General features: G+C 41.5%; 1 protein-coding gene. It reads left to right on the top strand.

What is annotated here, in order from left to right:
• Positions 1-705 (top strand): ISAs1 family transposase (locus tag M9196_RS23265; RefSeq protein WP_250619881.1); only part of this gene is annotated, 705 nt, incomplete at its 5' end.
• Positions 706-743: the final 38 nt, after the last annotated feature.

Raw genomic sequence — 743 nt, 5'->3', positions numbered from 1 at the left:
GTTTTAGGGCAACTAAAAACGAGCTCGAAATCAAATGAGATTACGACCATCCCCGAGCTCCTCAAATTAATTAGAGTTAAAGGTCGGGTCATTAGCGTTGACGCTATGGGCTGCCAGCGTTCAATTGCAGAGTTGATAGTGGGTAGAAAAGGTGATTATTTAATGTCAGTGAAAGACAATCAACCAAGTCTTCATAAAGTCTTTACCGATAATTTTTCACTGGGGCAATTAAGCGATTATTCCGAGTATGCTTATGAAGAGGAAGAAGTCGGACAGCGTGGCCGCAAGGTGCTAAGAAGCTATATAGTCATTCCATTTACAGATAAGTTAGGTGGCTTTTCGGCTAAGTGGAAAGGCTTGGAAAGTTTATGTATAGCAACGACTTACCAAAAGAAAAATGGTGAGCCTTCAGGCAGTTTGGGGGTTAGATACTTCATTTCCTCTAAGAAAATGAAAGCAGAAGAGTTTGGTAAGTTATGTCGAGGTCACTGGGGTGTTGAAAGTATGCACTGGTGGTTGGACGCCGTAATGAATGAAGATGACAGTCGAATCATCTACAAGCACGCATCCGAAAACCTGTCCCGAATTCGTCAAATGTGCATGAACTTTATTAAGCTTGTAGAGATAAAAGGGACCTTAAAACGCCGACAATTGAAATGCGCGTTAAATACAGAGTTCCGAGAGAGAGTTTTGTTTGGCACTTAAGTGTTTTTAACATTTTTGTAACTCATGCGGGAACCCTG

The organism is Vibrio methylphosphonaticus (assembly GCF_023634655.1).
GTDB classification, from domain to species: domain Bacteria; phylum Pseudomonadota; class Gammaproteobacteria; order Enterobacterales; family Vibrionaceae; genus Vibrio; species Vibrio methylphosphonaticus.
Note: the sequence above shows the minus strand (reverse complement) of the source record. Positions and strands in the feature narration are given on the sequence as shown.